The following is a 24018-nucleotide window of genomic DNA, read 5'->3' as shown; positions in this document are numbered from 1 at the left end:
ATTTCATTCGAAATGCCAGTCAATTTTGAAAAATCAATAAGTTAAGATTGATTGATTTAGGTGTTTTAAAAAACTCAAAAATTAAATTAATTTTTTTTAAGTTTTGCGCTTGACCGATAAACAGAAGTCATTATAATACGCGCTCATCAGTTCGGGGCTATAGCTCAGCTGGGAGAGCGCAACACTGGCAGTGTTGAGGTCAGCGGTTCGATCCCGCTTAGCTCCACCATTTACTGATATTACAATTTGTCCCGTTCGTCTAGAGGCCTAGGACACGGCCCTTTCACGGCTGTAACAGGGGTTCGACTCCCCTACGGGACGCCATTTGCGGGAATAGCTCAGCTGGTAGAGCGCAACCTTGCCAAGGTTGAGGTCGCGAGTTCGAACCTCGTTTCCCGCTCCAAATTTAGTCAGATTGATACTCAGTCCAATAGAGTTTCAGTAGGGCGCTTATTGAAATATAAGCATTTAAAAATTGATCTCATATTTGAGAGCTTTTTTAGAATTTTTAGCTAGAGACTTTTTTATTTCGAGAAAGCATGAAAGTACCTGCAAGTGAGTAGGTGGTAGCAGGCTGACAAAGAAAATAAGAAAAATAACAGTTAAAAAATCAAAAAAGTCCCGTTCGTCTAGAGGCCTAGGACACGGCCCTTTCACGGCTGTAACAGGGGTTCGACTCCCCTACGGGACGCCATTTGCGGGAATAGCTCAGCTGGTAGAGCGCAACCTTGCCAAGGTTGAGGTCGCGAGTTCGAACCTCGTTTCCCGCTCCAAATTTTATTAGAAGAAAAGATTATTTCACATCTTCTAATTTGACTTAGAAATAAGTCTTACAAGTAGTCTCAATAAACTTGTTTGTTTTGAGATGCTTTTTTAAAGATTTCTGATAGGAATTTTTTCCAAGATTGAGGAGGTTTTTTCGAGTATACAAAAGGGTACTCGAGTAAAAACCGACAAAAAGATTGGGGGGGGAAATAATATCAGAAAGATTAAAAAAGTCCCGTTCGTCTAGAGGCCTAGGACACGGCCCTTTCACGGCTGTAACAGGGGTTCGACTCCCCTACGGGACGCCATATTCAAAAGCCCGATGAGAATAACTTTCTTATCGGGCTTTTTTATTTTCAGTGATCCAAAAAAAGATGGAGGACGACTAGCCGATTATTTCTACTTAACCGGCCGGTAGGAAAATTTAGCTGTTGTTATGGAAGCGTTTTAATCGATACTGATTCAATATTTTGAATCATTTCAATTTTATCCAAAAGATGTCCTAACGAAAGGGCTGTTTCAACTTCTAAGGTTAGTTTCATTGTCACAGTTCTTTCTTCTTTATCTGTTTGAGTTTCAGATTCAATCAAGTTGATATTCATTTCAGATAATGTTGCCATTACATCTCTCAATAAGCCTTTACGGTCAAACGCCAATACATGTAACTCTGCTTCATAGCAACGATTTTCAGCAATTTGTCGATCCCAAGTAACATCAATTAAACGACGACGTTCCTCATCATTAAGATTTAGGATGTTATTACAATCTGATTTATGAACTGTTACACCGCGACCACGCGTGACATAACCAACAATGGAGTCTCCAACTGCTGGATCACAACAGGGGGCTAACGAGGTATGGATATTAGTTGAACCAATAACATAGGCATGGGCATTTTCATCTGTCGCAATAACTGCTGGCTGATGAACATGAACTGTTTTCTTTTTAGGATGAAGTACTGCTTGAATTGCATGTGCAAGTTGCCGCTCGTTAATACGTCCTTTACCCAGATCTTCAAAAAAGCTTTCTTGTTCTGTATGGTGAAAACGTTCAACAATGTCATCAATCTTTAGATTCTCGGCATGCAATCGTTTGATTTCTTTATGAAATAAAGATTCACCAGCCTGAATGTTTTCATAGCGATTTTGTTTGTTGAACCAAGTACGGACCTTTTGACGGGCACTATTGCTTTTTAAATAACCAAGGTTAGGATTTAACCAATTACGACTAGGTTGACCTTGGTTGATGGTCAATACTTCAACTTTGTCACCTGTTTCTAAGGGAGTGTTGAGGGGACGTATTCTGCCATTGATTTTAGCGCCACGGCAACGATGTCCGAGTTCAGTATGGATGTTATAAGCGAAGTCAAGAGGTGTAGAGCCTTGCTGTAAAGTAATGATTTCATTATTTGGCGTCATAACATAAATGTGCTGACTTTGTAGCTCAGTACTAATCTCTTGAAAAATATCCGGATTGTCCGCGTTTTCCAGCATTTGCCGAACGTTGGCAATCGAACGTTCTAGGTTTTTATCAACACCGTTTTCACCTTCTTTGTAGCGCCAATGTGCTGCAACACCATATTCAGCATTGTGATGCATGTCAAAGGTACGAATTTGAATTTCAACCGTATGTCCTTCCGGCCCAATAATTACTGTGTGAATGGATTGATAGCCATTGTCTTTAGGCGTGGCGATATAATCATCAAATTCTTGCTTGATATAATTCCATTTACTGTGAATTAGCCCCAAAACTTCATAACACAAACGGATGGAATCAACATAAATGCGCACTGCACGAAGATCATACAACTCTTCAATCGGCACATTTTTCTTAGTCATTTTTTTCCAAATACTATAAATATGTTTTGGCCGGCCGGTAATCTTTGCATGAATGTTTTCGGTTGCAAGCAATGTATCCAAATCTGCTAGCATTTTTTCAATATAGGTTTCACGCTCGGCACGCTTTGATTGCAAGCCTTTTGCAATAGATTTGTATTCAATAGGGTTGAGAAAACGGAATGAAAGATCCTCAAGCTCCCACTTTAACTGAGCGATCCCTAAACGGTTGGCAAGCGGAGCAAAGATCAGTTGGGTTTCATAGGCAACTTCGCGTTGAATAAGCTCATCTTCGTATTTTAGATTTCGGAGACGCGCAACACGGTATCCAAGTTTCAATACCATGATTCGGATATCAGATGTCATTGCCAGCAACATTTGGCGTAAGCGTTCATGTTGAATTTGATCATTTTCAGCAATCTGGAATTCACGGAACTGATTGAGTTTACGAATTCCTTCCACTAAATTTGCAACGGTTTTTCCGAATCGTTCTCGAATGAGTTCAAGAGGGTAGACAGGATCAAGATTCGCATCACTAACGAGCGCTGCAATCATGGTGTCGTCATCCAGTTTTAATTGAGCAAGTATTTCAGCGACATCAACACTTCTAACAATACCTTTTTGTGGAAGTGATTGTGCTTCAAGAGCCATTTCACAAGCATTTACACAGGCTTGTAGGTGATAACTGTCTTCAGATGTAAGGCAGCGTTCTGGAAATGTTTTAGAGAAAACTTGTTTTACGCTTTCAGAAATACTTTGAGACTGATTTTGTGATGAACTTGACATAGGCTTCTTTAGTCAAAGTGACATTAATCATTTTTATTATTTTACGTAGGTATGTTAGGTACGTGTAGAATTTTAAATCATTCTAGCAAGTTTTCAGTTTATAAAATTAGTCATTATGTTTTATCACTGAATAATGGAAAGTATTTCGACCAGCATTCTTTGATTTGTAGAGAAGTTGATCGGCTTTTTTCATTAATTCTTTTGCGCTCATCTTATGTTCTGGATAACACAAAATAGCTCCAGCAGAAAGGGTAACCACTTTGAGGGGGGCTTGACGATTCTCAATCCCCAATGATCGGACATAAATTAAAAGGTTATTGATATGGACTTCTAAAGATCGAAGGTTGTCAAAGTGGGTAATGACCATAAATTCTTCACCACCAATTCTAAAAATCATATCTGTGGCACGATGGAAATAACTATTAAGTGATGTTGCAATTTCAATTAACACTTCATCACCAATATCATGCCCATATTCATCATTAACACTTTTGAAAAAATCGATATCTAGCATAATCAAAGCAAGATTGGTTTTTTCTCGATGTGCTCTATTGATCTCAATAGGAAGGGTTTCATTGAATTTTCGACGGTTTAATAATCCTGTCAGTTCATCGGTAATAGAAACTTGTTCAACGCGTTTTCGATCAGTGATGTCGTATCGCGTAATGACGACTTTATTTACTTGATTAAAAAAGTTTTTATGTGGTGTCATGGTTAAAGCGACCCAGTATTCTTCTCCATCTTTACGAATCGCAGGAAAATCTCCTTTCCATGTTTTACCTGATGCTAGCAGTTCTTTAACCTGCTGAATCTGTTCTTGTGGAATTTTATTTTTACTTAACTCCAAATAATTTTTATTAATTAATTCCTTGCGACTATAACCACTTAATTCACAAAAAGAATCACTCACACTCGAAATTTTCAATGTTTTAAGGTCAATGGTTGTCGCTAGTGAAAGTTCATAAATCGAGTTGATATAACTTTGTCTTTTTAACACAACGGCTAGAAACAAAGAAATACCGATGATAACCGATAGTAGGAGAGCAATTACTTGCCAGAATTGCTGAGAGTCAAATTTGTTGACCATGGTAATAGGAAACCATTTTTCATAAAGGTGCTCTCTTTCCAGAGGTGTGATCTGACTTAGTGCTTTTTGAATAATCGAGAAAAGTTCAGGATATTCTTTACTCACGGCCATTGAAAGTTGATAGCTTTGTTCTGCACGTCCAACAATATTGAAATCGGTGAGACCTTCATGTTTTAAAGCATAATTAATCGCACCTAAATTACCTGCATACACCAAACTTTTGCGTTCCAAAACGCTTTGTAATCCTTGTTTTGCCGTATCCACTAAAAGTAATTGTATATTTGGATAGTTCTCTCGGAAGTAATCATGGGCCCATGATTTGTTAATGACGGATACTGTGTGCCCCATTAGACGTCCAAAATTTTTAATAAATCCGTCCTTATGATAACTTGCTAAAACAAAAGGGAGGTGGACATAAGGATCGGTAAAATAGAGATGTTGACTTCTAAATGTCGATTTTACTATTGCAGGGAAAACAATAGGTTGGTCTTGTTGGATCAAATTGGTAACTTCAGACCAAAGGTTATTTCTGGGCTTAAACTCAATACCCAGTTTTGATGCCATTAACTTTAGGTAGTCAGCTGCAAGCCCTTTATAGTTCCCATCTTCTATGTAATCAAAAGGGTGCCAGTCACTGGCGTTCCCTAAATAAATCACTGGATTATTTTTTAGAAAAGCTTTTTCTTTGATGGATAAAAAGTCAGTCTCGCTGCTAAAAATGAAATTTTTTAAAACCTGTTCTGACAGAGGCTGGTAATCCGACTGTAGATATTTTCTGGCATCCGATAAAATGGTTTCTAGTTTATTGACGTCAATTTGACCAATCATTCCTGGCGATGGTTGAACATACTGAGCAATCGCTCTCGCTTCATTTAGCATGTCTTCTTTAGTTTTATGGGTTTTGTAATGTTCAATGATGTAATCGACAATTTCCTCTGGTTGATCTAAGGCATAAGACCACCCTTGAATGGTCGCATCTCTAAAATTCGAAACAAGTTGTGGTTGCTCAACGACTAATTCAGATCGAGTTATTACCAAACCATCATAGCTTTGTACCCCATAAATTTTCGGATCAATCACTGAATAGGGAATTTTTTTACGCTGAAGAATAAAGGGTTCGTTTGTGTTAAAAGCACCATAAAAGTCGACTTTTTTTTCAATGAAATCTTGTAGACTTCCTGAAGAAGGTTCTACATCAGAAAAAATTCCCGTTTTTAAGTAGGCTTTTTGTAGTAATGTTCGAATCTGTAAGCTCCCGTTATGCATAACTTTGGCTCCAGAAAGCTCAGATAAGTTGCTTATAGGTTTATGTGATAACAATACTAAAGGAGAATATTGAAAGTTAGCCATTACTAACTTAAAGGGCGCCCCCTTGGCCAATTCAAGTAAGCTATCATTCTGTGCTACGCTAAAATCAATGTCACCAGATGAAAGATGCTGAAAACCTTTATAACCAGGTCGCCAGTCGAGCACCTCAACATCTAAACCTTTTTGCTTATAGAATCCTTTTGCAATAGCCGCATAAAACCCTGCAAATTGAAATTGATGATTCCAATTCACCATTACTTTAATAGGTTTTAAATCGTTTTTAAATTGCTTTGATTTAAGTGAATGACTGGGAAAAACTGATTTTTCGTTGGATGACTCTGTTGCACTATTTGGCGGTTCTATATTGACACTCGAAAAAACTATGAGAGGGTTAAGTACAAGAAATATCAATAGAAATAGAGAGATGTAGGCGATAAACAGGTTTCGAGAGAGAGGATTAGATAGGGGACGAAACAAAGCAGAAGTAGCTATTCCAGCAAATGCAAAAAACTGAAAAAAATCCGTTTTTGATCCCAAAAAACACTTTTTATGACATTTCAACCTAGGCATTACACTCACTCTCAAAAGGGTTAACTAGAAATACCTGATTATTTCAGCTTACCATTTTATGCTGAATAACGTAATAAATATCAAGTTTACTCAATCAAAGTTCTTTTGATTAAAATGTTTTTTGCGCTTTTAATATTAGAATTTATTTGCCTCAATTTGCATTGTAAATTTTAGACAAGGTGTTTAGATTCGCTACAATAGTGGACAATATAATCACTGCTAAGAACCACAAAAATATGCCACTTTTAACATCTTGCAACTCTTCTAAACCTCTAGCCGAAATTTCTACCGACCGTTTAGAAAACAGCGCCATGCATTTCAGCGTTGCGCCGATGTTGGATTGGACAGATAAACACTGTCGTTACTTTTATCGAACCATGACGCAGAATTCGTGGCTTTATTCAGAGATGGTGACCACTGGTGCGATTATTTACGGTGATAATTTACCGCGTTTTTTAGGCTTTAATCCGACGGAAGACCCTGTTGTATTGCAACTAGGTGGGAGCAATGCTCAAGAACTTGCACATTGTGCCAAATTAGGACAAGAGTGGGGCTATTCAGAAATTAATTTGAATGTTGGCTGTCCAAGTGATCGCGTGCAAAACAATATGATTGGTGCATGTTTAATGCAGCACCCGCAAATTCTTGCGGAAGCGGTCGATGCGATGAAGCAATCAGTCGATATTCCTGTCACGGTTAAATGTCGTATTGGGGTGGATGATCAAAATGAGCAAGAAGAATTATTCACTTTAGTGGATAAACTCAATCAAGTTGGAGTTGACGGTTTGGTTATCCATGCACGAAAAGCATGGTTGCAGGGGCTTTCATCCAAAGATAATCGGGACGTACCTCCTCTAAACTATGATTTGGTTCATGCGGTTAAACACCAGTTTGCAACATTACCGATTACCATCAATGGAGGTATCAAGTCGCATACGCAAGCCATTTCTCACCTTGAATCCATACCGGCCGGTAACTTTGATACACCGGTAGATGGAGTTATGCTTGGTCGTATCATCTATGAACAACCTTTTTTGTTAAATGAGGTTGATGAGCGTTATTACGGCTGCGATAAAAGTACCAAAACTCGAAAGGAAGTGGTCAATGAAATGCTCCCTTACATTGAGCAGCACCTTGATAACGGTGGTAAGTTAATACAAATTACCCGTCATATGCTTGGATTATTTCATGGATTGCCTGGCGGAAGAATGTGGCGTCGTTATCTAAGTCAAAATGCTTTTAAACCTGAGGCTTCAACTCAAACGGTTGTAGATGCTTTATGCATGGTAGAAAATGAAATTCAGCGCATGGCTGAACAAAAACGGCAATTTGAAAATGATAAATTAGTAAGTAATGAATCTTAAATGAGATATCTAAACGTTCCATTTTCTCAAAAAGATGAAGCCAAAGCATTAGGTGCTCGTTGGGATGCGATTGCTCGACGTTGGTATATTCCTCAAGCACTATTAAACGAGTCTGATAAGTTCTCTAAATGGTTTTTAGAAGAGAGTGAATCTATCTTATCAGACTCACAAAATAAGCTCAGCCCATCATCAGAACCAGTGAGTCAGCCTAATGAGCAAGTTGAAGTGGGCATAGATTTACCTATAAATGACTCACAAGACATTGATAAACCACAAAAAAAACGACCAAATCAAGACTATACAAGTCATATTGAACACCAGAACTCAGCAAGAGAAAATCAGGCTATAACACTCTCAGGACTACTCAATAAAGTTAAAAGTGCACTGCAATCCAGTTTTGTACAAGCTCAATGGCTAATCGCTGAAGTTGCAAATGTACAACTTCGTAACGGTCATTATTACCTGGAACTGACACAAACTGATTCAAAAGGTCGTCAACTTGCTAAAACACGTGCAATGATTTGGTCGAGAACTGCGCAGATTATATTGCCTGAATTTGAGAAAAATACTGGTAAATCAATTGAAACAGGCCAGAAACTCCTGATGTTGGTAAATGTTAATTTTCATGAACAATATGGATTTTCATTACAAATTGAAGATATTGATGCCAGCTTTTCTTTGGGGGAAATGGAGCGAGCGCTGGTAGAATTACGTGAGAAACTTCGCCAAGAAAAACGATTAGAATCCAATAAAGTGTATCGAATTCCTCACGATTTCTTTCGTATTGCAGTCGTAGCGCCACCTAAAGCTGCTGGGCTTGGTGATTTCAAAGTAGATGCCGACCGATTAGAAGCGCTTGGACTTTGCACTTTTGTTTATTTCACGGCGAGTTTTCAAGGTGAAAAAGTCCTCAAAGAACTTTCAAATGCACTGAATCTTATTCAATCTCAAATTTTACTCAATCCCTCCAAATACGATGCGGTTGTTATTATCCGTGGTGGTGGAGCGAAGTTGGATTTACAGTATTTAAACCAATATGCTATCGCAAAATCTTTAAGCGAGCTTCAACTTCCCGTAATTACCGGAATTGGGCACGAGAAGGATAATTGTATTCTAGATGAAATGGCCGCAATGCGATGTGATACCCCAAGTAAAGTTGTTCATTTTATTCGAGGAGAAATCATTAATAATGCCCAGACAGCGCAAAAAAATTGGCTACAAATTCAACAACGAAGTCAATTTATAGTTAAAAAACCTATCCATGAAATTGAGCGACTTCTTAATCAGGTTAAACAGAATTCATGGCAAGTTTGGCAGGGGGCTCAAGCTAAATTGGCACCGTTGTCTTATCAGATTGCACGTAAATCACGTCAGACAATTGAGACACAAAAACATTATCTAAAAAAACAGCAAATGCAAATATCGAGCCTGGCAACTCAAGCTGTTCAATTAAAAAAACACCTCATTAATCAATCTTTTCAAGGTGTAGTAGCACATAGTCAAAATGCCATTGAGTATAAGCAACAATCAATTAAATATTCTATGCAAATAATTTTAAACAGCGGACCCCAAACACAGATGCAACGTGGTTTTGCGATTACTAAAAATAGTCAAGGAAAGTTGATTACATCAGTAAAGCAAGGGCAAAAAGAACAGCAATTGACCATCTCTTATCAAGATGGCGATCTGAATGTTCAAGTATTAGAATTCAAGCAACAGTCATAATTCAACTACCTTTAAAATCCAGATGAGTAAACAAAATGTCTGAAGAAAAATTTACAGAGAACTATCAAAAGTTACAAATGATTGCGCAGAAATTATCCTCTGCAGGAGAAGTCGATATTGATGAACTTATTCCAATGGTTGATGAAGCCAGTCAAGCTTATCAGATTTGTAAATCACGATTAGAAGCCGTTGAAAAAGCTTTAAGTGAGCGACTAGACGATACAGAATCTGAAACTGGCGAGTCTGTAATAAATCCAGATAGCGATGACAATAATTCATCACAAGTTCCGTTTTAAAGTACTAAAAAGTTAAAAAACTATGAGCCAGCAAACCATTACCATTTATCACAATCCTAAATGTTCAAAGAGTCGTGAAACCTTAAAGATTGTTAGTGAATATTGTGAACAACATCCAGAAATTCAAATTGAAGAAATTCGTTATTTAGAAAATCCACCCAGTAGTGAAATTCTGAAAGAAGTATGTCAGCTGTTGAATGTGCCCGTGCAAGAAATTATCCGTACAGGTGAAAAGCTGTTTAAAGAGCTAGGCTATACTAAAGCCGACTTAAATCATTATGATGAAGAGCATTGGCTGAATGTTCTACAAAAACATTCAAAACTGATTGAAAGACCGATTGTTCAATTTAATAACAAAGCTGTAATAGGACGGCCACCAGAAAACGTACAAGCGTTATTCAAAACAGAATGAAACTTTCCAAGGTCTAGAGCTGGTTTATTTGAATAGTACAAATCTAGTTGGTAGTGGAGTGGCTAATAACTCCATGAGTTTAAAATAGATATATTTTAATTTAACATAATATACATTATACGAAGTTAGGTTATAGCTAGATCTTTACGCTGTTTTAAAAGCTACCGGCCGGTAAAGATTTATTTTTTGTTAATTTTGATACAGAGTAACTTAACTAATCCTATTATTTTGGTATCTTGTGCACTCTAAGTTTAATCAAGTATGTGGAGCAAGTAATGGAATCAATTAATCTCAAAACCGGTATTTACAAGTCGACTCGAGGAGACTTTACCGGTGCGGCCCTTTTTATTATGGATATCTCTGACGGTGAAGATAATCAGCCAGTGTATCTAACGATTTTCAATCCAGAAAACAACGGTGTTCATGAAATTACGCCCACAGAGTGGCAAGAACTTGCAGAGGCAGACGGTTTAGAGTGGCAACAAGAAATTCCGTTAGATGTGAAAGACCAGTTTCTGAATCGTCATAGCTTTGCACATTTACAAGGTTTAAATGATTAATCCAAATTTTGATTGGGCTTTGAGGAGAGTTATATTTCCTCTCCTCGGATAGCTTGATTATTTGGCTAAATAATGGCTAAGATTGGTAGTAACGACACGCCCGCCAATAAAAGTGGAATCCAAGCTTTTTCCTCTTTTTGACTAATTCCATATCCCCCTGCAACCAGCGCGACAACCGCCGCCGCCCATGCTATCGGAGGAAATACAAAACCAAATAATATCGCGATGACACCGGAAATCATACCCAAAGTGACCGCGTTGCCCGGATTGTATGATTTTGTATTTCGCATATCAGACGGTTGCGAGCTAGAAGATTCTAAACGTGCCAAAATCGTACTTACATCCGAATCATCTAATTGATCCTGAACGAGTTCAATATCGGTCAAACCAAGGGTAATTTTTTTCTGTTTATACAGCTCTCTAATGAAATCATCCCAAGTCGCATTGTCACCTAATTGGTCTAAGATCGCTTGCGTTTCAGCTTTAATAGTCATATCAATCCTCTAACTCTTTGTTTTATTATGATTTTGACGAAATTCTAAATTTCAAACCTTATTCATGCAGAACGATTTTAATCATTCTGATTGTGCAATTCATTGGTCGCTGTCAGGTTTTAGCCCTGAATCTACGGTATCTTTACTTCCAATTTGTCGAAATTTTGAATTATTATATCTACTCATCACGTTTTTGCACCTAGGTTTTGCGTTGAAAGCGCAACACTCAGAGAAATTGAATTGATAAGGTAGAAGTTTATGGCGCTCATGCCCGGCTTACAGCTCAACATTGGCCAACAACTAAAATTAACGCCTCAGTTACAGCAATCCATCAAGATACTGCAATATTCCGCATTGGAAGTTCAGCAAGTCATTAAAACCACGCTTGAAAGCAACTATATGCTTGAAACAGATGATATGGAATTTGATGAGGAAATTGAGGAGGATTTTAAAGATGATGTTGATGAAAACGTTGATTTAAACAATGAGCTTGATATTGAAAATGATCAATCCTTGAGTGAAGAAATTGAGTTAGATATGAGTTGGAATGAGGTTTTCAGTGATCATACCTCTTCTTCATCCGGCTCTGCATCTAGTGATGAATTTACCAGTGCTGAAAACTACACAGCAGCTCATACTTCGCTTTATGACCATTTACAATGGCAAGCGGAAATTGCTTTTAATCCTGGCTACGAAAGTGTGGTTGCTTCATACATTATCGATGAAATAAATGACGAAGGGTTTTTGATCGAACCTTTAACTTCGATTCTTGAAAACATCCAAAATAATGAATCTGAAATAACAGGGATTTCAGAACTAACTCTTGAAGATATTGAAGCTGTTTTAACTGTTATTCAACAGTTTGAACCAACGGGCGTTGCAGCAAGAAATTTGCAAGAAACCCTGATTTTACAGTTGAATGCGCAGAAACAAACGCCCTTTGTGGTTACTGCAAAACAACTTATTTCTGAAAATTTTGAATGGTTAAGTTTTCACGATCACAAACGCATTAAAAAGTTCTACGGTTTAAATGATCAGGAGTTAACCACCCTTTTAAAACTGATTCAAACCTTAAATCCTCGACCAGGTCGTGAATACGCCGATACAGAAGCTGAAGTAGTCATTCCCGATTTACGCCTTAAACGCGATGTCAAAAACGGTTGGTTGGTTGAGTTAAATGCGGACGCATTTCCAAGGCTGAGTGTTAATTCAACCTATGTCGATTTAGTCAATAAAATGAGTAAAAGCGAAGACTCAAAGAAAATGAAAGAGCAGCTGTTGGAAGCAAAAGGCTTAATTAAAAGCGTTCATTCACGCGGTGAGACTTTATTACGAGTTGGTGCATTTATTATCAAACGCCAAAAAGAGTTTTTTGAAAAAGGCGAAGAAGCTATGCAACCGATGGTTTTACGAGAAGTTGCTGATGAGTTGGATTTGCATGAATCTACGATTTCACGTGCAACTAATCAAAAATACATTCAAACTCCGCGTGGAACTTTTGAGTTGAAATATTTTTTCTCGACCGGTATTGGGCAATATGGAAGCGCAGACCAATCATCAACGGCAATTAAAGCACACATCAAGAACCTTATTGATAATGAAGACCCCAAAAAACCTTTAAGTGACAATAAGTTAATGGCATTACTCGAGGAAAAAGAGATCAATGTTGCTCGACGAACGATTGCAAAATATCGTGAAGCCTTGAATATCCCTTCCTCCAGTGAACGTAAAAAATTAAACAAATATAAATTTTAGTGTCAGGAAACCTTTAATGAAAAATACCGAACAAATTCAAGAAGCTGCGCAACAGAAATGGCAACAACAGGCTGAATTCAAAGAATACATGTCTGCGGTAAACCCACCGATGCCAAAAATTGATGTCATTGCCTACGAAAGCGCCCTTCATAAAGATGGCGATACTCGAATTATTCCGTTTGATTTGTCTCAACAACTCGAAACAACTTACCCTGCAACTTCTCCAAACTTATTGGCATCCTTTTTACGAATTAAAACCAATGACTGCTTAAAAACAGATGCTAATGCAAGTTCGCAGCTTTTTTATGTCATTCGTGGTAAAGGTCGTACTCAAATGCGTCATGGTACGATTGAGTGGAAAGAGGGAGATTTGTTTACATTACCGGCGGTTCCTGACGCATTACATAGTGCAGATGAAGATACGGCAATTTATTGGGTAACGGATGCACCGGTGCTCAGTTATTTAGGCGTAATTCCAAACTCAGAACGTTTTGAACCGGTGCTTTACACCAAGGAACATTTGACTGCTGAATTAACAAAAGTCCGTAAAGAAGCGGAAGGCCGGAATCGTACAGGGATTTTGTTAGCAAACCCTAATTTTCCACTGACGATGACGCTCACACACACACTTTGGGCGCTATACAATGTTTTACCGGCCGGTGTTGTTCAAAAACCACATCGCCATAATTCAATTGCTTTAGATTATTGCGTGGCAGCAGGTCCTGAAACTTACACCATGATTGGCAAAGAGCTGAATGAAGATGGTTCTATCAAAGACCCTGTGAAAGCAATGTGGACCCCAGGCTCTGCATTTATTACGCCGCCGGGCTGGTGGCACTCGCATCATAACCATTCCGATCAAGACGCGATTGTTCTACCGATTCAAGATGCTGGACTGATTATGAATATGCAAGTGCTTGACTTCCAGTACTTGAAATAATCATTCAGACAATCATCACTTCATAAAAAACCACTTTTAATTCACATTTGAGTGGTTTTTGTGCACTAAGATGACTTAAAATTATTGAAAAACTCGACAAATCGAGGAGAAAAGTTATGACAAACACCATTCAAAGCCATCGCATTGCGGTCATTGAAGATGATGAATTACAACTAGCAAGCCTAGTCACTGGTTTAGAGCAACAGGGTTTCACCGTTGAATCTTATACAAATCGTGAAGATGCCCAGAATGCATTTAATGAAAAGCTCCCAGATTTGGTGATTTCAGACATTATTCTTGGGTCAGAAATGGATGGAGGTTTTGATTTAGCTAAACACCTTCTTAGCTATAATCAACCGATACCCATTATTTTCTTATCAGAACGACAATCGGAGTTTGATATTTACACTGGTCATGCATTAGGGGCAATTGATTATCTTCCTAAACCAATAAGCTTAAACGTGTTAATTGTTAAGGTTAAAAACTTACTGAGAATCACTTCTAGTACAGGTCAAAAAGAACAATTAGGTGAATTTGCTTCAAAAATTCCTGGTTTAGAACTTTCGCAGGAAAAATTTAAAGCTTACTGGCATGAAAAACAATTAGATCTTACTGCGACTGAATTTGAAATGTTGAAACAATTTGCAATCTCTGGCGAAGGTACGGTTGTTTCTTACGACTCTTTACAAGCTTCCACTCAAGGCGTGGTTGAACGAAATACGATTAATACTCATATTTGTCGAATCCGAAATGCCTTTAAAAAAGTCACCCCTGATTTTAATCTGATTCATAACGAATACGGAAGAGGCTATTCGTGGCAATCAAAAGATTAAACAAATATGCTTCCCTCTCTCAAGTAAAGCAGATTAATCCTTTCAGCCACTGATAATTTACGACCGGCCGGTAGAAATTAATTTTTACCGGCCGGTTGCATTTTAAAATCAATATTTTGACAAATTGATACTAATAGACCTTTAAAACGGTTATTTATAAGGTAATTTTCAATGATATCGGCACTCAATAAACTTCGACTTCGCCTTTCGATTCGGTCTCGTTTTTTTATTTTGTCACTGTTACTAACCATTCTGCCTTTTTTGGCCTACCGATTCGCAATCGACCTGCATCGAATTATGTTGACCAACCAAGCGATTGTCCAAAAGCAGACCGTTGAAAACCTTGCCTTGATTTTGGCTAATCGGACAGATTTATGGGCTTTACAAATCCAGTCTGGAAAACCGACTCACCTATCACATCTGAATTTAAAAAATTCTGTGTTGTGGGTTGTGAATGAATTTGGACAAACGACCTATGTCGTAGGCGCTTTGCCGTCACAATCAGATCAGGAAAGTGGTGATGTTTTTACGGCAACAGGTAAATTACTCATAAAAACGTTGGCCACCTTTTTACCCTATTCTTTACCTTATCCCTACCCTCAAAGTGAAAACCCTGAAAAGCTCTTAATTACCAAAGCATTAACTGGACAAACTTTTCAGCAATATCGGATGAATTCAAGTTATCAACCCATTTCCTTAATGTCTGCCACGCCACTTTTAATGAAAGGTCAAATTATTGGAACCTTAGTGTTGGAAGAACGAATGGAGAATTTATTCAGTGAAAGTTTAAATTACTTTTATCGTTTAATTGGAATTGGTTCGTTGATTTTCTTGTTTGTTTTATTGGGAGCGATGATTTATACGGCCAGTTTGTCTAATCGAATTTTACGATTGGACGATGATGTAAAGAAAACCTTTCATCTAAAAGGACGCTTAACCAATCTAGATTTCCCTGATTGTCGTCAACGCTATTATCGTGATGAGCTATCAGATCTTCGACATCATATTTATGAAATGTTAAGACAATTAGGAAGTTATGAACGTTATTTAAAACAACTTCCGAAGACCCTACGACATGAACTTCACAATCCTCTGAATCGTTTGTCAATGAGCTTAAGTTTGTTGGAAGAGAACTGTCAGCATTCACAGTTAGATTATGCAAAGCATGCTTTAGCACAACTTAAACAAATTATTTCTAGCCTTTCTGAAGCGACAAGTATTGAAGATAGCCTCCACATCCAACAACCTGAGGCTTTTCCTATAGGTTTAATGTTGAGCCATTATTTTGAAAATGTACAAGCGCTCCATCCAGAATACGATCTAGTGTTTGATTGCCAAATTGGCGAGTCTGAAATGGTTATGGGCGATGGTTTTATGATTGAGCAGTTACTGGATAAGATTATCAGTAATGCGAAAGACTTTTCGGATAAACAACTACCGATTCGTGCAGCCGCTTTTCATGGTCAGAACAGTGTTTTCATAACCATTGAAAACTCTGGGCCTTTGTTGCCAGAAGGTTATGAAGAACAGATTTTTGATGGTATGACTTCGATTCGAAAAATGAATCAAGATGATCAAGCGCATTTAGGTTTGGGTTTGCATATTGCAAAGTTGATTACGGATTACCACGGTGGAACAATTAATGCAGAAAACGTTAATCGTATGCAAAATCAAGCAATTAAAGGCGTTCGATTCCAAATTGAATTACCTTTGATTACTAATAAATAATCAAAATGAATATAAAGAACTCTTTACCGGCCGGTAAAGAGTCGTTGACAGAGTAAATAAACGCTATTACTGCCCTGTTTTACCTTGAATATCCTGTAGTTTACGAATCCAAGGCGATATGCCTGTTTGCTTTTTAATGTCATCCGCTAGTTTCTTGGCTATTTCTCGATTGTCGATGGTTTCATACAACAAAATATAGTTCACATTTCCATTGCGTACTTGCGGTAGGATTTTTGTATCCTTTAAGCCTTTGTTTGCTACTAAACGCTGTAAGTCTTTGGCCGTTTTCATGCTGGCTAATTGTAAAGTGAATGATGAGGCTTTTTGAGACTTGACCCACTGTAAATCTTCGGACTTAATATCCACAAATTTTGGAAGAGAATTATTAGTTGCTATTTTTTTAGACTCGGCAGCTTTTTTAGGAGACTCTATCGGTTTAACAGGCTGGATAGATTTCACAGACCCCACATTTTTTTTCTCATCTACTTTTGGAGCGACCATTGTCAGTAAAGGAGTTTCCATAATAGGTGTTTTCACTTCAGGAAGTTCCGGAGATTCAGGAGCTTTAATGGTTATATTGTTTTCCTCTGGTTCAGCAACCGTGACCGGAGTTTTTTGAGGTTGTAAATTTAATTTGGCCAAAATAGGTCTTAATTTTTGATCTAAACGTGCATCAAGTTGTTTGGCTAATTTTTCATTATATTGACTCAACTTTTTGTCGAGCAGTTCCTCGCTCAGTCCTGTATTTAATGACAAAGTTTTTCCAATAGTCTGTTTCTGCTCTTGGCTGAGTTCAGACAAGTTAGACAGATCAAGCTGTTGTGTCGACTGACTGCTCATTTCAGATATCTGCTCTTGCAACAAACTTAACTGTGATTCTAAAAATTGGATACGTTCATCCATTGCACTCATTTGTTTTTGAGCTTCTTCATTTATTCCACCTTGCTCGATTGCTTGCTTGATTTCAGCAAGTTCTTCCGAAGAGGTGCTACGAATGTCACTAATTTGTTTGGTAAGGTCACGATGACCAAAATATAAAATCAATGAAAAAATGGTCAGGATAGAAATTTGCAATAATAACGCGGCAATTGAAAAGCCAGCTGCATTTGATTTAGGGTTTTGCATAGTTGTGTTTTTATTCGCATTCAAGGATGTAGTGGTCTGAGAACTCGATGCTTCAGCTGTTGCAGAGGGTGTTTGCATACTTTGTTGCATCGCTTGAGAAAAACTTGTTTTGACATCATCATCTGAGTAGATGTCGGCTGTCGACTGTTCCGCTGTTGCTTGATAATTAGAAATATTGGATTGAGTATTATTTTCTAGGTTATTTGCTTGTCCAAGTGCTCCTGGAGGGACAACCTCTTGAGCAGCATTCAGCCAATCCTTAAGACTAGCCCCTTCTGGGTTTGCTGCATTTTGCTTGGCACGATCTTCAATTTCCGCAAGAATTTTTGCTCTTTCAGCTTCAATTTCAGAAATGGTCGGCATAGTCTTCTCTTTGGTTTTGGTAGAAATTAATGGTATTTATTGTAGAATGCTTTGCAAGCAAATGCTATGACTGAAAATGAATAATAGATTGGAAGATTATTATGCCTGATATGGAGCAAGTTGGTTCCGCACTTCTTATAACTTTTAGCTTTTTGGGAGTCTCAATCCTTATTGTAGGATTTTTAATGTGGTGGTTATATCGAGTTTTTAAGAATAAGGATGAGCAGTAATCATCGCTTGCGACTTGTGTTTACAAAACTTTGAAGCGTATGAACTATTAGTTGATCACTTCTCCTTCAACGTATAACCAGCCACCCTTTGAGTCTTTTTCGAACTGACTCATCTCTTCTAAAGTTCCAGTATTTTTTGGATTTAACTTATCTTGAAATTCTGCTGAAAAATGAACCATTCCTTTGTGATGTCTTTTTTTCCCATCTTTACGGCCTTTGATTTTTAAATTAATCCATTCAATGGAAGTATCCAGTTGCATCTCTGCCGGTCTCGTTTTCGGATGCCAAGTCCTGTAGTAAGTATTGTTCAAAGAATTTCTGGTTTTCCGAGTTCATGGAGCCTATTGCAAATGCCGTAAACCTTGATCGCATTAAATCTTCAGCGGTTTGCGCCTGATAAAAATCCAAATGAAACAGTCGACAACATTGTTCATAGGATTTACCGCTATGGCAGGGACAATGCTTTATAGTGATATTATTGAGTTGATTCATGAATACCATCATCCATTCGATGTCAAAAGCGTTGGCTGAATCCGATGGAAAGTTTGATGGAGTCGCCAACTTAAGAGAATAGCGGAAATGATCAGACCAAGGACAATACCGATCCAAAAGCCATCAACTCCCATTGCAGGGACAATCCAGTCTGTAAAGGTTAACAGGTAACCGACGCCTAACCCGACCAACCAGTAACTCACCAAAGTGACCCACATTGTAAAGTGCGTATCATGAAATCCTCGTAAGCACCCGGCTGCTGTCACTTGGATTGAGTCGAACAATTGATAAACCGATGCCAAAATAATTAAGCTAATGGCTACTGCGTAAACTTCAGTGCTGTCAGTATAGAATCCAATGATGTAATCTTTAAACACAAACGTGACTATGGCTAAAATCAGCCCCGCAAGAATTGAAAAAAGAAGTGCGGTTCGAAGTACCGTTACTAGGTTTTGAAGACTGTGTTCACCATGAGCTTGACTCACTCGAACAGTGACTGCCATTCCTAAACTTAGCGGTATCATAAACAAAAGTGAAGTGACGCTGATAGCGATTTGATGCCCTGCGATGACAGTTGCACCGAGTGGTGCAATAAACAAAGCAATAAACATGAATAAACCGACTTCAAATAGAAGTGCGAAGGCATTTGGAACCCCTATTTTCAAAATATCCCTGCAACCACCCTGCCACTTTGGGCGCCAGCAAATGTGGTGCTGTCTTTGCTGGTTTGTATTTTTGACATCAGGTAGGATTTGCGTTTTTAAAATATAACTGAATCCAATTAACAGCATACTCCACATTACAAGAGAGGTTGCTACTCCGCATCCAGCCGCCCCCATCGCCTCAAATGGACCAAATCCATAGATGAATATTGCGTTAAGAGGAATATTCAGAATTAAAGCAAAAAAGCTGATCCACATAGTGGGCAATGTTTTGCCCAAACCTTCCCAATAAAATCGCATGGCTTGATAAAGAGCAATGGCCGGCATTCCGAAGGCAACAAAGTAAAGATAATCTTCAGTTAATTGGTAAAGCTGAGGACTCAATTCCAACAAGTTTAAAAGCCATTGCATGTTACTCATAAGTAATAAACTGATTAAACCTATGGGCAATGAAATCCAGAGACCTTGCAGAAGGTGTTGAATTAACGAAGCATTCTTCTGCTCTTTGCCCCTTGCTTTTCCAACAATTGGTGTAATTGCCAGAAGTATACCTGTGCCCATGATAAAAATGGGTAACATAATACTGGAACCTAAACCGATGGCGGCTAGGTCAACCACTCCGACGGCACCTGACATCAATGTATCGACAACACCGAGGCCTGTTAGCGCTAACTGAGCAAATAAAATGGGTAAGGCCAATTTGAAGAGTGTTTTGGCTTCAAGCTTTAAATCAAGCCATCGGTATTCGTGAAAATTAAACATTGAATCAGGTTTTCATTGGGAGCAGTAAGTTTTAAAAAATACTACCCTGTTATCCTTTATTTATCTGTGATTTGAATCATTCTTTTGAGAATTATTGTTAGGTTTTACTGGTTGAACGTCTTCTTTCTGATGCCAATAATCCGCACCTAATTTTTTTTCCATAAGCTGATTAGATTCATTTTCGTATGAGTCGTCGATTTCATTACTCGGTTTATCAGTTAAACCGGCCGGGTATAAAAGCACCAAAATGAGCTTAAAGCTCCAATAAACACTGGCATACGTCATAATTGCAAAAGCCAGAACTAAAGGCAATCCAAAAACCAAATCGATGATAATGGCCTCACCCTGAAGAATTTTTGACCACAAGGCTTTCTCAATAAAAGCGAAATACAACCAGTAAAGCGTGGCTGCCCAACTGAGAGCAACCGCGACGGGGTCAAGCCTGGGATGAATTAAGGAGTTTCTAAATAAACAGAGCATTAATCAGGTCTCTTAAATAAAATTTGAATAACGGTTAAAAAACCACTGTAAAGACATAATTGTCGTACTCACATTGAAACTTTGTTGCTCAAGCATCATCTTTGCCTCTTTAAACGATAACTTTACCACTGCAATATCTTCATTCTCGGCTGCAACCCCGCCATAACGCTGATTATGACAGCTATCATACTCAGCAGCATAGAGAAAAATTCGTTCATCACAGGCTGCAGGTGACGGATAGTAACATGCGAGTTTATGAATATTGGTCACTTTTACTCCGGCTTCTTCCAATGCTTCTCTTTTTACTGCCTCTATTGGAGATTCACCTTGATCGATGCACCCAGCAACCGGTTCAACTAACCAGGCATCACTTTGCGAAGTTGTTTGTTGATTAAGATGGATAGACACCATTGCACCTGCTCTAAACTGTTCAACCAATAGGAGTTCTTTGCACTCTAAATTAAATAGTAAGACTGCAATGGCATCGCCTCTACTCATAACTTCACGGTGGAGTTCTTCTGAAAATTCTTGGGGCTTGCTTGGGTCTTTATGATACAGACTATGACTAACATCCAACTTTAGGTAGGAGAAAAACCCACTATAAAGAGTGACAAGTTTATTTATCTGAAAAATTTTTAAAGATTTCATTACAAGCTCTGGCTTACGCATTTTCTTCAATATGTGGAACCCTCTGAGTCACACCACATAGCAACTCATAGCCAATCGTTCCAGAGTGTTCGGCAACTTCGTCTACAGATAACTGTTGGCTACCCCATAAAATCACTTTATCATGAATCGAAACCTGATTAGCAATCTTAGTCACATCAACGGTAATCATATCCATAGAGACCGTTCCTGCTAAAGGCACTTTCTGATTATGTATTTCGACAGGTGTTCCATTTTTCGCATGTCTCGGATATCCATCACCATAACCAATTGCCACTACCGCAATCAATGAATCCTCAGATGCAGTCCATTTTTGACCATAGCCAACGGATTCCCCTTTTGCCACCCAATGTAAAGCTTGAATGGTTGATTCTAAACGCATGACAGGTTGAAGGTTGTAACGATTTAATAATTGCGTTCCAAGCCCTGCACCATAAAGCATAATACCGGGACGGACCCAATCATATTGAGATTGTGGATATCGGACGAGCGCTGCACTATTCGCAATGCTAGCCGTGAATTGATCAGGTTTAAATTTTTCAAAACAAGACAGCTGCTTTAAGGTTGTCTTCTCTCCGACTTCAGTAGCCACATCGGCACTAGAAAAATGGCTCATTAAGGTAAAATTAAACGGGTTTTCACTGCTTTGAAGCTGTGCAATCACTGAGGAAATAGAATCAGGCTCAAAGCCAAGCCGATGCATTCCCGTATTGATTTTGATCCAGATATTTTGAGATTGTTCAAAACGCTGGTTCAAAAGCCATTCCACTTGATATTGAGAATGAACGACAATGTCTAATCGATTTTGTGTCACTAAACTTAATTCTTCTTTTGAGAAGACACCCTCCAACAGCAAAATTGGGTGAAGAAAACCTTTTTGCCGCAAACGAAGCGCATCATCTATTGAAGCAACACCAAAGCCGTCGGCAGACGTAAGTTGTTTGGCGACACGTTCAATACCATGACCGTACCCATTAGCTTTGATGACGGCTAAAACTTTACTGGCAGTCGCAAGCTTTTTAACTTGTTGTAGGTTATGGCGCAAAGCTTTTAAGTTTATATAAGCTTTAGTAGGTCGATAAAACATCAGAGTCGGAAGTTTCCATTCGAATACATCAATTCTGTGAGTAGCAAAAGTTTAATAACTCTCTCCGTGGTCATCAAAACTCGCAAAGTTTTCGAAGCGAGTATATTGTCCTAAGAAGGTTAAGCGAACAGTACCCAAAGCACCATTACGATGTTTTCCGAGAATGATTTCTGCGGTACCTTTATCTTCGGAATCTTTGTTATAGACTTCATCCCGATAAATAAAGATGATTAAGTCGGCATCCTGCTCAATCGCTCCTGATTCACGCAAATCCGACATGACTGGGCGTTTATTGGGGCGTTGTTCCAAACTGCGATTCAACTGCGAAAGTGCAATCACTGGAATATTAAGCTCTTTTGCCAGAGCCTTTAATCCTCGCGAAATTTCTGATATCTCATTCACTCGGTTTTCAGCTTTGGCCGAGCCACGCATCAGCTGAAGATAATCGATGAGTACCAAACCTAAGCCTGTCACTTGTGATTCAGGATCAGGATGCCCAGCTTCTGTTGCCTCTTTTAGCTGTTGAGCGCGGATATCTTTATCGATTCTTCGAGCTCTTGCTCGTAACTCATTGATCATGAGAGCAGGCGTGTCGTCAATAAATATTTTAGCTTCAGAGAGCATGCTTATGGCACGGTTAAAGTTAGGCCAGTCTTGTTGTTCAAGTTTCCCGGTTCGCATTCGCCCCGCATCAACCCTTCCTAAGGAACTAATCATACGCATAGCTAGAGACTCGCCAGGCATTTCCATTGAAAATACCGCAACGGGTGTTTTATTTTTTGTTGCGATATTTTCAGCAATATTCATGGAGAAAGTGGTTTTTCCCATTGAAGGACGGCCAGCAACAATGATTAAATCCCCTTTTTGCAATCCTGCGGTAAGATCATCAAATTCGGACAGATGCGTGGCTTCGCCGGTAATGGTGCCATCGGTATTGAACAATTCTGTTATTTTATCTACCGCCATGCTCAACAGTTGCGGCATATCTTTATAATTACGCTCTTTCCCCTCGCCATGTTCAGCGATCCGCATAATATGCGATTCTGCAATGTCTAATATTTCTCGAATATCTTTTCCTTCAGGAAAATAAGAGGCCTCAGCAATCTCATTACTTGCTTGAATTAGGTTTCGGAGAATCGCTTTATCACGAACAATTTGAGCGTAATAAAGAATATTTGACGCACTCGGTATACTTTTGACCATTTCGGCTAAGTAAGCTTTATCCCCAACTGCAGCGAGCTGTCCATTAGAGTTTAAGTGTTCAATAACTGATAATAAATCCAGTGGCTTGCCAGCAGCATTTAGTTCTAGAACTGCGTCAAAAATCATTTGATGAGGTTTTGTATAAAAATCATGAATATTGACAATACTGACAACATCATCAATTTCATCGTCGCTTAACATTAAACCTGCTAGAACAGCTTGTTCAGCATCGAGCGAATGTGGAGGAATTTTTAAAGGATTATCACTTTGCTGTGACGTTTTGGAATGCGTTTGAAAAATAGAATTTGAAGGTTGTTTTTCAGACATAGTTAGTAGACGTCGCAGAGCGTTAAGTTATGGGCGTAAATATGACTGCTCATTATACTTAGCCGGCCGGTTAAATACTATGTAAGAAAGGCGGTTGTAGAAATAAAAAACGGCCTTCCGAAAACTCGAAAGGCCGTTTTTAAAGCAAAAAATAATTTTAAAA

At 38.5% G+C, this 24018-nt stretch carries 20 protein-coding genes and 6 tRNA genes; 15 read left to right on the top strand and 11 right to left on the bottom strand.

Annotated features, from left to right (window positions below; genetic code table 11):
• Nucleotides 1-153: 153 nt before the first annotated feature.
• The 6 genes from D9T12_RS06290 to D9T12_RS06265 all read left to right on the top strand — a co-directional run bounded on the left by D9T12_RS06290 (nt 154) and on the right by D9T12_RS06265 (nt 1073).
• Nucleotides 154-229 (top strand) — tRNA-Ala (locus D9T12_RS06290).
• Nucleotides 230-248: 19 nt separating this feature from the next.
• Nucleotides 249-324, top strand: a tRNA-Glu gene (locus D9T12_RS06285).
• A 3-nt stretch (nt 325-327) separates the two neighbouring features.
• Nucleotides 328-403: transfer RNA gene (locus D9T12_RS06280), tRNA-Gly, on the top strand.
• Between the two features lie 215 nt (nt 404-618).
• A tRNA-Glu gene (locus D9T12_RS06275) sits at nt 619-694 on the top strand.
• A gap of 3 nt (nt 695-697) precedes the next feature.
• Nucleotides 698-773: transfer RNA gene (locus D9T12_RS06270), tRNA-Gly, on the top strand.
• Between the two features lie 224 nt (nt 774-997).
• Nucleotides 998-1073, top strand: a tRNA-Glu gene (locus D9T12_RS06265).
• A 126-nt stretch (nt 1074-1199) separates the two neighbouring features.
• On the opposite strand, the gene D9T12_RS06260 is transcribed toward D9T12_RS06265, so the two are convergent.
• Entirely contained in the window at nt 1200-3386 is a 2187-nt protein-coding gene (locus D9T12_RS06260) for a RelA/SpoT family protein (RefSeq protein ID WP_130537371.1), read from the bottom strand.
• A gap of 106 nt (nt 3387-3492) precedes the next feature.
• Nucleotides 3493-6318, bottom strand: coding sequence for a diguanylate cyclase (locus tag D9T12_RS06255; RefSeq protein ID WP_165395050.1), 2826 nt, complete (start codon nt 6316-6318; stop codon nt 3493-3495).
• Between the two features lie 269 nt (nt 6319-6587).
• On the opposite strand from D9T12_RS06255, the gene dusA reads away from it, so the two are divergent.
• The 5 genes from dusA to D9T12_RS06230 all read left to right on the top strand — a co-directional run bounded on the left by dusA (nt 6588) and on the right by D9T12_RS06230 (nt 10708).
• A complete protein-coding gene (gene dusA / locus D9T12_RS06250; protein WP_130537369.1) occupies nt 6588-7715 on the top strand; it encodes a tRNA dihydrouridine(20/20a) synthase DusA in 1128 nt (375 codons plus the stop codon).
• Nucleotides 7716-9440 carry an exodeoxyribonuclease VII large subunit gene (xseA, locus tag D9T12_RS06245; RefSeq protein WP_130537368.1) on the top strand — a complete coding sequence of 575 codons (1725 nt, stop codon included), beginning with the start codon at nt 7716-7718 and terminating at the stop codon, nt 9438-9440.
• Nucleotides 9441-9475: 35 nt separating this feature from the next.
• Nucleotides 9476-9736: an exodeoxyribonuclease VII small subunit gene (gene xseB, locus D9T12_RS06240; RefSeq protein ID WP_130537367.1), complete on the top strand. Its 261-nt coding sequence runs from the start codon at nt 9476-9478 to the stop codon at nt 9734-9736.
• A gap of 22 nt (nt 9737-9758) precedes the next feature.
• Nucleotides 9759-10148 (top strand): arsenate reductase (glutaredoxin), encoded by a 390-nt coding sequence (arsC, locus tag D9T12_RS06235; protein WP_130537366.1) that lies wholly within the window; start codon nt 9759-9761, stop codon nt 10146-10148.
• Nucleotides 10149-10423: 275 nt separating this feature from the next.
• Entirely contained in the window at nt 10424-10708 is a 285-nt protein-coding gene (locus tag D9T12_RS06230; RefSeq protein WP_130537365.1) for a hypothetical protein, read from the top strand.
• A 65-nt stretch (nt 10709-10773) separates the two neighbouring features.
• Here D9T12_RS06230 and D9T12_RS06225 read toward each other — a convergent pair whose 3' ends face one another.
• The gene (locus tag D9T12_RS06225; RefSeq protein WP_130537364.1) at nt 10774-11202 is read right to left on the bottom strand and encodes a hypothetical protein; all 429 of its coding nucleotides are present in this window, start codon (nt 11200-11202) and stop codon (nt 10774-10776) included.
• A 258-nt stretch (nt 11203-11460) separates the two neighbouring features.
• Here D9T12_RS06225 and D9T12_RS06220 point away from each other — a divergent pair, with 258 nt between their 5' ends.
• The 4 genes from D9T12_RS06220 (at nt 11461) to D9T12_RS06205 (ending at nt 16458) form a co-directional block, all read left to right on the top strand.
• Nucleotides 11461-12957 carry an RNA polymerase factor sigma-54 gene (locus D9T12_RS06220; RefSeq protein ID WP_130537363.1) on the top strand — a complete coding sequence of 499 codons (1497 nt, stop codon included), beginning with the start codon at nt 11461-11463 and terminating at the stop codon, nt 12955-12957.
• 16 nt (nt 12958-12973) lie between these two features.
• Entirely contained in the window at nt 12974-13897 is a 924-nt protein-coding gene (locus D9T12_RS06215; RefSeq protein ID WP_130537362.1) for a cupin domain-containing protein, read from the top strand.
• A gap of 116 nt (nt 13898-14013) precedes the next feature.
• On the top strand, nt 14014-14730 hold the full coding sequence (locus D9T12_RS06210) for a response regulator transcription factor (protein WP_130537361.1): 717 nt from the start codon (nt 14014-14016) through the stop codon (nt 14728-14730).
• Nucleotides 14731-14901: 171 nt separating this feature from the next.
• Entirely contained in the window at nt 14902-16458 is a 1557-nt protein-coding gene (locus tag D9T12_RS06205) for an ATP-binding protein (protein ID WP_165395049.1), read from the top strand.
• A gap of 66 nt (nt 16459-16524) precedes the next feature.
• On the opposite strand, the gene D9T12_RS06200 is transcribed toward D9T12_RS06205, so the two are convergent.
• The 8 genes from D9T12_RS06200 to dnaB all read right to left on the bottom strand — a co-directional run bounded on the left by D9T12_RS06200 (nt 16525) and on the right by dnaB (nt 23855).
• Nucleotides 16525-17946 (bottom strand): SPOR domain-containing protein, encoded by a 1422-nt coding sequence (locus D9T12_RS06200; RefSeq protein WP_130537360.1) that lies wholly within the window; start codon nt 17944-17946, stop codon nt 16525-16527.
• 277 nt (nt 17947-18223) lie between these two features.
• Complete coding sequence (locus tag D9T12_RS06195) at nt 18224-18436, bottom strand: YchJ family metal-binding protein (RefSeq protein WP_130537359.1); 213 nt, start codon at nt 18434-18436, stop codon at nt 18224-18226.
• The gene (locus tag D9T12_RS06190) at nt 18414-18668 is read right to left on the bottom strand and encodes a YchJ family protein (protein WP_130537358.1); all 255 of its coding nucleotides are present in this window, start codon (nt 18666-18668) and stop codon (nt 18414-18416) included. Before D9T12_RS06190 ends, D9T12_RS06195 begins: the two co-directional genes overlap by 23 nt.
• Nucleotides 18669-18676: 8 nt before the next feature.
• Entirely contained in the window at nt 18677-20092 is a 1416-nt protein-coding gene (locus D9T12_RS06185) for an MATE family efflux transporter (RefSeq protein ID WP_130537357.1), read from the bottom strand.
• Between the two features lie 60 nt (nt 20093-20152).
• Nucleotides 20153-20572, bottom strand: coding sequence for a hypothetical protein (locus D9T12_RS06180; protein WP_130537356.1), 420 nt, complete (start codon nt 20570-20572; stop codon nt 20153-20155).
• A 12-nt stretch (nt 20573-20584) separates the two neighbouring features.
• Nucleotides 20585-21220, bottom strand: a complete 636-nt coding sequence (locus D9T12_RS06175; protein WP_165395048.1) for an NUDIX domain-containing protein — start codon at nt 21218-21220, stop codon at nt 20585-20587.
• A gap of 13 nt (nt 21221-21233) precedes the next feature.
• On the bottom strand, nt 21234-22325 hold the full coding sequence (alr, locus tag D9T12_RS06170) for an alanine racemase (RefSeq protein ID WP_130537354.1): 1092 nt from the start codon (nt 22323-22325) through the stop codon (nt 21234-21236).
• A 51-nt stretch (nt 22326-22376) separates the two neighbouring features.
• Nucleotides 22377-23855 carry a replicative DNA helicase gene (gene dnaB / locus D9T12_RS06165; protein WP_130537353.1) on the bottom strand — a complete coding sequence of 493 codons (1479 nt, stop codon included), beginning with the start codon at nt 23853-23855 and terminating at the stop codon, nt 22377-22379.
• Nucleotides 23856-24018 lie beyond the last annotated feature (163 nt).

The organism is Thiomicrorhabdus indica, from assembly GCF_004293625.1.
GTDB classification, from domain to species: Bacteria; Pseudomonadota; Gammaproteobacteria; order Thiomicrospirales; family Thiomicrospiraceae; genus Thiomicrorhabdus; species Thiomicrorhabdus indica.
The sequence above is the reverse complement of the archived record's forward strand: the minus strand, read 5'-3'. Positions and strand labels throughout refer to the sequence as shown.